This is a genomic window from Streptosporangium sp. NPDC005286, assembly GCF_040607515.1.
In the GTDB taxonomy this organism is placed as follows: Bacteria; Actinomycetota; Actinomycetes; order Streptosporangiales; family Streptosporangiaceae; genus Streptosporangium.
In genome coordinates, this window is record NZ_JBEXGU010000275.1 from 1 (window position 1) to 7,961 (window position 7,961).

Annotated in this window: 6 protein-coding genes and 1 pseudogene; 2 read left to right on the forward strand and 5 right to left on the reverse strand. The window is 69.4% G+C overall.

Annotated elements, in window-relative coordinates:
• Positions 1–226: 226 nt before the first annotated feature.
• A complete protein-coding gene (locus ABZU75_RS44065) occupies positions 227–3,136 on the reverse strand; it encodes a tetratricopeptide repeat protein (RefSeq protein WP_355568699.1) in 2,910 nt (969 codons plus the stop codon).
• A 136-nt stretch (positions 3,137–3,272) separates the two neighbouring features.
• Between ABZU75_RS44065 and ABZU75_RS44070 the strand changes: the two genes are divergently transcribed.
• Entirely contained in the window at positions 3,273–4,406 is a 1,134-nt protein-coding gene (locus ABZU75_RS44070) for a hypothetical protein (RefSeq protein WP_355568702.1), read from the forward strand.
• A gap of 206 nt (positions 4,407–4,612) precedes the next feature.
• On the opposite strand, the gene ABZU75_RS44075 is transcribed toward ABZU75_RS44070, so the two are convergent.
• Complete coding sequence (locus ABZU75_RS44075; RefSeq protein WP_355568705.1) at positions 4,613–4,759, reverse strand: phytanoyl-CoA dioxygenase family protein; 147 nt, start codon at positions 4,757–4,759, stop codon at positions 4,613–4,615.
• A gap of 115 nt (positions 4,760–4,874) precedes the next feature.
• On the opposite strand from ABZU75_RS44075, the gene ABZU75_RS44080 reads away from it, so the two are divergent.
• Entirely contained in the window at positions 4,875–5,138 is a 264-nt protein-coding gene (locus tag ABZU75_RS44080) for a hypothetical protein (RefSeq protein WP_355568708.1), read from the forward strand.
• Between the two features lie 200 nt (positions 5,139–5,338).
• Here ABZU75_RS44080 and ABZU75_RS44085 read toward each other — a convergent pair.
• The 3 genes and pseudogenes from ABZU75_RS44085 to ABZU75_RS44095 all read right to left on the reverse strand — a co-directional run.
• A pseudogene (locus ABZU75_RS44085) lies at positions 5,339–5,755 on the reverse strand (transposase); the annotation flags it as partial.
• A 221-nt stretch (positions 5,756–5,976) separates the two neighbouring features.
• Positions 5,977–6,198, reverse strand: coding sequence for a hypothetical protein (locus ABZU75_RS44090; RefSeq protein WP_355568711.1), 222 nt, complete (start codon positions 6,196–6,198; stop codon positions 5,977–5,979).
• 424 nt (positions 6,199–6,622) lie between these two features.
• Positions 6,623–7,675, reverse strand: a complete 1,053-nt coding sequence (locus tag ABZU75_RS44095; RefSeq protein WP_355568714.1) for a WD40 repeat domain-containing protein — start codon at positions 7,673–7,675, stop codon at positions 6,623–6,625.
• Positions 7,676–7,961 lie beyond the last annotated feature (286 nt).

Below are 7,961 nucleotides of genomic sequence, written 5' to 3' on the forward strand. Positions count from 1 at the left end.
TGGCCGTGCTCGTGGCCCCATGATCGGGCTCGATGCCGTCGGCCAGCCCCAGGCAGCGCCGCACATGCTCGACAACGGCCTCGGGAACCTCCTGCCAGCACGAAGAGATCGTCCGGCTCCGCGAGATCAAGCTTCCGCCGGCACCAGCCCGGCAACCTTCACCCCGAAAGCCTAACGAGTCGCTCGTCCGGCCACGCCGCAACCGCCCTCTCACGCCTCGCGGTCCTCAGCCGAGGCTTTCAAGCGCGGCGGCGGCACGGCCGCGCTCGTCCTCGTCGCCGGTCTCGGCGGCGATCGCCAGCGCCAGCCGGTGCCGCTGCGCCGCCTCGCCGTCACGGCCCATGGTGCGCAACGCCTCACCGATCGCGTTGAGGACACTCGCCTCACCGTACCTGTGCTTGGTCGACTGGAAGATCTCGAGCGCCTGCTCCAGGTGCCACAGGGACTCGTCGAATTTCGCCTGACGGCACAGGGCGGTCCCGAGGTTGCTCAGCGCGGTCGCTTCCCCGTCACGGTGCTCGATCTCGCGGAACAGGCTCAGCGCCTCGCGCAGTTTCGCGACGGCAAGCGTGTCCTCGCCCAGCGAGCTGTAGATCTGGCCGAGGTTGGACAGGGCGATGGCCTGCCCGGCACGCTCGCCGAGCGCGGCGAAGATGTCGTGCGCGGCCAGGAAGTGCTGCGCCGCCTCGGTGTGCTCGCCGATCGACTCCTCGAGGTTGCCCAGGTTGGTCAGCGCCGCCGCCTGGCCGAAGGGGTCGTCGATCTCGCGGTAGAGCGCGACGGCCTCGCTGTGCCGGGCGGCCGAGGAGGCGAACTCGCCGAGGCGTTCCTCGATGATGCCCAGATTGGACAGCGAGCGGGCCTGGCCGTGGCGGTTGCCGATGCGCCGGCACAGCTCCAGCGCCTCGCTCAGTTCCTCGACCGCCGAAGCGTACCGGCCGAGCAGCCGCAGGATGACCCCGGCGTTGGTCCGCAGATGCGCCTCGCCCTCCGAGTCTCCCATCCCCCGCGCGGCGTCGACGGCGCACTCGTAGATCGACAGGGCCTCGGTGCCGTGCCCCGCCTCCAGGAAGCGGTGTAACGCGGCGGCAAGGGTGACCGCCCGCTCCGGCCGTCCCTGCCTGACCGCGAACTGGCAGATCGTGCCGAACGACGCCAGCTCGCTGTCCAACCACGACAGTGCCGCGCCCGGCGAGAGGGTGACGCCGCTGGGCTTGAGGGCGAGCCCGGCGTGCCGCCAGCTCCCGCTCCACCCGGGGTAGAGGGTGTCGCTCGCCTCGACGGCGGTCCCGCAGTAGTGCTCCAGCAGCCTGTCCATGGCCGCCTGCCGCTCGGCCTCGCCGTCCATGGCAAGGCTCATCTCGGCGGCGTACGCACGCAGAAGGTCGTGAAACCCGTAGCGCCCCAAGGCATCGCATCGCAGCACGTGCGCCGAGGCGAGCCGGTGCAGGAGCCGGGCCGCGCCGATCTCGTCGACGTCCGACAGCGCCGCCGCGCAGGCCAGTGTGGAGTGCGGCGCCGGGTTCAGGCTCAGCAACCGGAACAGGCGCTGCGCCTCGGCGTCGAGCAGCCGGTACGAGCAGCCGAAGATGTGCCGGATCGCCGCCCCGCCGCCCGGGTCGAGCAGATCCAGCGGTCCGGCCCGGTGCAGCCGCGTCACCACGCCGGCCAGCGGCAGGTGCGCCTGCGCCCCGGCGTACTCGGCGGCCAGGCGCAGCGCCAGCGGCAGGCGGGCGCAGATGGTGGCAAGCGAGTCGACGCTGTCGGGATCGGTGCCCGCCCGCTCGCCCAGCAGCCGGCGCAGCAGGTGGACGGCGTCGGTGCGGGGCAGCAGGTCCAGTTCGACGCGGTGCGCGCCGTGCAGGGCGACCAGGGGGGCCAGCCTGTCCCGGCTGGTGATCACCATGAGGGTGTCGTGCGTGCCGGGCAGCAGCGGCCGTACCTGCTCGGCCGAGGCCGCGTTGTCAAGCAGCACAAGCAGCCTGCGGCCGTCGGTCTCGGTGCGCCAGCGCGCGGCCCGTGACTGGGTATCGGCCGGAATGTCCTGATCGGACACGCCGACGGCGGTCAGCAGGCGGCCCAGCGCCTCGTGTGGGGGCAGCGCGTGTTCGGCGTCGTCGCCGCGCAGGTCGAGGTGGATGCGCCCGTCGGGGAACAGCTCGCGGTTGTGGTGACCCCAGTGGACGGCGAGCGCCGTCTTGCCCACGCCCGCGGTGCCGCAGACGACCGCGATCCCCGGTGGGCGGCGGGCGTTCGCGGCGTCAAGCAGGGCCAGCTCGTCGGCGCGTCCGGTGAAGTCCGGCACCGGCGCCGGGAGCTGCCGCGGAATCCTCGACACACCACGGCTTTCCTGCTCCTCAAGCAGCTGCCGGTGCGCCCGTTGGAGCTCCCCGCTCGGCTCCACGCCCAGCTCCTCGGCCAGCACGAGGCGGGTGGCCTCGTACCGCTCGAAGGCGATCGTCCGCTGGCCCGTCGCCTGGTACGCGCGGATCAGCGTGGCCTGCACCGCCTCGTCGAGCGGGTTCGCCGCGCCCTGCACCGCCAGCGCGGCGATGACCTCGGCGGCGTTGCCCGCCCGCAGCATCAGGTCCCAGTAGGACAGCTGCGCGCGGCGGCGCTCAGCCTTGAGGCCCCACACCTTGGGGTGGCCTTCGAGCGCCGGCACGTCGCACAGGGGGTCGTCGTCCTCCCACAGCCGCAGCGCCTCGCGGAAGAGCGCGGCCGCTCGCGCCGGGTCGCCGTCGCTTTCGGCCTGCCGCGCGGCTGCCACCGTACGCCGGAAGCGCAGCAGGTCGAGGGCGTCCTCCGGCAGGCGCAGCAGGTAGCCGTCGCCGACGGTGGAGAGCACGCCGTCCTGGTCGCGCGGGCTGTGCCGCGGGTCGAGCAGGCGGCGCAGGTGTTTGGTGTGGGTGTGCAGCACGTTGACCGCGCTTGACGGCGGCCGTTCGCCCCACAGCGATTCGATCAGCTCCCGGCGGGTGGTCAGCCGCCCGGCGTTGAGCGCCAGAACCCCCAGCATCAGACGGCGGGCGGGCGGCCCGGCATCGACCTCGCGATCATCGTGCCACACCCGCAGGCGGCCGAGCACCTGGACGACCAGCACCGCCACAGTGTAGAGGCGATGTTCATCAAACATCCAGAGCCTGTCCAGAGGCTGGCGTTTCCCTTCGCTCAACGTTCTTCCACGAAGGGAGTAACCCGTGGCCAGATGGAAAGCGGGGATCGCGAGCGTCGCTTTAGGACTGTTATCCCTACTCGTCCCCACTCCCCCGGTGACAGCGGCACCGGACAAGCCCACACCGGAACCCGCCGTCGCACAGGAGTGCGGCACCGACCTCAAACAACACGCGGCGACGCTCGCCGCGGCCGGGAAGTCCGGGACCGCCACCTGTATCCGCAAGCAGGCGAAGAAAGCCGACCGGGCCAAGACCGACGCCAGCATCGCCGCCGACATCTGCGGCGGGCGCCCCACGCTGACCCGGACAGCCGCATGCGTGATCGAGGACGGTCTCCTGCTCATCTTCACGGTGCCCAACGGGGTCGTCATCGGCTCGATACAGTTCACCGTCTCCAGCTTGACGACCCTCGACTACAGTTCGCTGAGCTGGAGCCAGTCGTGGCACTACCAGGCCAACTCCGTCGCCGGCCCGGCGATCCCGGCGGTGCTCGACACCTTCGTCTACGCCGAGCCGCAATGCCTCGCCAGCTGCACGGTGTCCAGCAGCGGGCTGGTCGGCGGGTCAGCGCTTCCTGGCCGCATCCACTCGACCACCACGTACTTCACCAGCCCGCTCAGCGGCTACAAGTGGGGTGCACACGGTGGGATGAGGTACTGGTTCGCCAACGCGGCGTGGGTCAACCCGACGACAAACCCCTCGATCACGGCGCCGGCCGTGCATCGCTGCGACGACGCGCTGACCGGTTACCCCAAGGGCTGCGTCTACGACTCGGTCCGCCCGGTGCACGATGTCCTGTCGTATCGCTATCCGTCGTATGCCCGCCACCTCCAGCTCGCCATCAACCATTTCAAGATGACGGACGTCCTGACCAGGACCCAGAACCAGACCCTCATCGACAACAACTACAACAGGGCATGCCCGCCGGGGCACCCCAAACCCACGGCTCCGGGAGTCTGGTCCTGTGACGAGTACCCCTACAAGTCCACCTACAACGGCGCGTACTCCCAGCCCTACGGCCGAAACATCTTCATCTTCAACTGGAAAACCGGGTACGAGTTCAACTGCGGCGCGTCGTGGCTGCCGGTCCGCGGCGCCACCGACTCCGGCGGCTACAGCGTCTGCATGATTCCCTTGGCGGAGAACACTCTCGGCGGATCCGACCTGGGCGCCTTCTACTACAAGTCCCGGGTCCTGGACGGGGACCAGTTCCAGGTCCGCGTCATCTGACCAAGATCGGACAACTTGCCTGGCAATACACCGCTCCACCGGCTGCGGGAGCGCGACTTGCCAGGCAAGTCGCACGATCATGCCAGCCACTGCTCCCAGTGCTGCGGCCCGTCCTTGCCCAGCACCCGCAACGGGCGCGCGTTGCGGGAGGCCATGCGCTTGCGCACCACGCGGTAGCCCTCCTCCAGCTCCAGCGTCAAAGGCCTTTAGCCGTATGTCGTCTTGAACCGCATGTCCACGCTCCAGCGCACCCGCCCCGACCTGTTCTCCGTGCCGGTGTGCGCCACCAGGTTGGTGAACAGCACCAGGTCGCCCTTGCGCGCGGGCAGCAGGACCATCGGCTCGAAGCGCACCCGTTGCGCGGTCAGCCGGTAGATCTCCTCCGGGTCGCTGCCCGGAGAACGCGGGGCTCCTCAGCCCCAAGGGCCAGAGCGCTACGTCATCTTCAACGCTCCCGCATGCAGTCAAGTGGTCTACGACATTCCACTGAGCTTGCTCCGGGAGGGCCTGGCCGCGGCCAAGGCGCGTGGCCGGGTCGGAGGCCGCCCCACCGTGGTCACCCCCGACCTGCTGCGCGCCGCCCGGGACATGCTGCCCAATCCCGAACACTCGGTGACCTCGATCGCCAAACTCCTCGGCGTGAGTCCGGGCACGCTCTACAACCACATCCCTAACCTGCGCGAGCTGCGCGCCGCACGCCGCCCGGCCAAGTTGGAAACAGGCAGTCGATGATCCGCACTCCCTATCAGCGCGGGCTCTGACCAGCCCATTGTCCCTAATGAGTGTTAGCGAGTCGCCGTCCGGCAGACTCGGTGCCTGGCAGCCGCCGGCAGGTGAGCACTTATTGCCCCTGGACCTTGAGTCCCGCGGAAAGATCGTGCCCCTGCCGGTCGGCCGGGAGAGTTGATCGCTGCTGGATGCTTCTATGTCTGTCAAGCAGCCAGCGCGAGATCTTGGTCGCGGGTGTTGCGGGTGGTCAGGATCTTGTAGATCTCGCGCGCGATATAGCGTTTGAGACAGCGGATGATCTCTTTCTTTGACAGGCCGTCGGCGGTACGGCGTTGCACGTAGGCGCGGGTGTCGGCGTCGTGGCCCATGCGGGTGATAGCGATCATGTAAAGGGCTCGGTTGGCTTGGCGGTCGCCGCCGCGATTGAGCCGATGACGTTTGGTCTTGCCGCTGGAAGCGGGGACCGGTGACACCCCGCAGAGCGATGCGAAGGCTGCTTCGGACTGCAGCCGGTCGGGGTTGTCGCCGCAGGTGGCCAAGAGCTGAGCGGCGGTCTCGATGCCGACACCCCGGGTTTCGAGCAGGTCGGGTCGGGCTTGTTTGACCAGGACGGCGAGCTGGGCATCGGCGTCTGTGATTTCGGCAGTGAGGGTGTTGTAGCGGCGGGCCAGGGCGCGAAGGGCGGCCTTGACGCCTTGGGTGGGGTCGGCCAGATCGGCCAGGCTCCCCGCACAGGTCACGAGCGGATTCGGCGGTGGCCACCGGCACGAGGTAACGGGTCTGGACGCCGAGGAGTTTTCAGAGTTTCGCGAGGGGTCTACGCGCGGGCGCGCGAGGCGGCTCACGGGCGGGGCGGGGTGCCGAACCGGGCGCGGTAGAGGGCGGCGGGCGAGCTGGCGTGCGCGACCTGGACGTCGATCTCGCCGATGACGACCCGGGTTCGCCGGAAGCCGATCCGGCGGACGTCGCAGCGGAAGTCCTCGGCGGTGGCGGTGCGGCCGCACGCGCGCAGCCGCGCGGTGTTCGTCGGACACTGGCGGCGCACGAGGGCGCGGCCGCTCACCACCCCTCCGTGATACAGCCATTGGCGCTAAGCATCGCGCTCTTCGTGTTACTCCCAGTCGTCGTCAACGTCGTCCTCAGGGGCCGGGAGGTGGAGCACCTCGTGCGGGATGGCGATCAGGGGACGCGGCGCCACGGCGGCGGCCAGGGCCTCCCAGGTCCGGCCCTCGTCGGGGGCGGCCGGAGTACGTCAGAAGGACACCGTGGGCCGGGGCATGTACCGGATAAGGGACCGTTATCACGTACGTCGCCGACGTCATGGTGCTGTTGACCAGCAGTGAGTGGTGTGAAGATGGCCGCTGCGCGACTCGGGCACGTTATCCGGTACATGCTCAGGCCAGCTCGGCCAGACATGGTAGCGATGGCCTGCGGGGATGTAGTGGCGCGGTGTGTTTCTGGCGTACTCCGGCCGCCCCCCTACTGGGTCAGCGGGTCGGCCACAACATCACGCTGTCGTCGCGGCTGCCGGTGGCGAGGGTTGCGCCGTCCGGGCTGAAGGCCACCGAGGAGACCCAGTGGGTGTGGCCGGTGAGGTCGGCAATGTTTTGGCGGCTGGCCATGTCCCACAACTTCACGCTGTGGTCGAGGCTGCCGGTGGCGAGGATTTTGCCGTCCGGGCTGAAGGCCACCGAGTTGACAGAGCGGGCGTGGCCGGTGAGGTCGGCAATGTTTTGGCGGCTGGCCATGTCCCACAACTTCACGCTGAGGTCCTGGTCACCGGTGGCGAGGAGGTTGCCGTCCGGGCTGAAGGCCACCGACAAGACAGAGCCGGTGTGGCCGGTGAGGTCGGCAAAGGTTCGGCGGGTGGCCACATCCCACAACCGCACTGTGCTGTCGAGGGTGCCAGCGGCGAGGATTTTGCCGTCCGGGCTGAAGGCCACCGACCAGACAGTGCCGGTGAAGGTGGCAACGTTTTGGCGGCTGGCCACGTCCCACAACTTCACTCTGTCGACGCCGCCGGTGGCGAGGAGGTTGCCGTCCAGGCTGAACGCCACCGAGAGGACACTGTCGGTGTGGCCGGTGAGGGTTGCAACGGTTTTGCGGCCGGCCACGTCCCACAACTTCACGCTGTGGTCGCGGCTGCCGGTGGCGAGGAGGTTGCCGTCCGGACTGAAGGCCACCGAGGTGACACTGCCGGTGTGGCCGGTGAGGGTTGCAACGGTGTCGCGGTCGGCTACGTCCCACAACCGCACCGTGTCGTCGTTGGCGCTGGTGGCGAGAATTTTGCCGTCCGGACTGAAGGCCACCGAGGTGACATCGCCGGTGTGGCCGGTGAGGGTGGCGCTCGGTGCGAGGTCGACGGCGCTCGGCGCGAGGTTGGTGGCGCTCGGTGTGGGGTCGGGGGTGCTCGGTATGGGGATGACGGTGGTGCAGGCGACCGTGGTCGGTACGCCGATGGCGGCCAGGGCGCCGAGCCCGCCCAGGAGCAGGGTGCGGCGAGATAGTGAGCGGCGCTGCCGCGGAGGAGTCGTAGTCACACCCCGTAGGTGTAGAAGATCACACTTGAGATTGACTTGAAGGCCTCTGCATCCCCTTCTGCCCGCCCGCGCCGAGCAGCTCGCCGGAGGCAAACAGCTTCGGAGCGCGGCCGCGCCGGGCGGGCCTCAGGGGGGATCGGACCGGGTTTTGGCGGTAGGGCTGAAGCGGTGATGATCTACTGGGCCCTCCGCTCGGGTCGGCGTCACCCGGGGCAGTGCGCCACGAGGCGCTGATTTGTCCGGATGGAGGTGGAAGACCACCATCTCCTCGCCGTCGTAGCGGTGA

Bases quoted from the DNA above. Each gene is read 5' to 3' on its own strand.
- ABZU75_RS44065 (WP_355568699.1), bottom strand. From the start codon at position 3,136: ATGTTTGATGAACATCGCCTCTACACTGTGGCGGTGCTGGTCGTCCAG.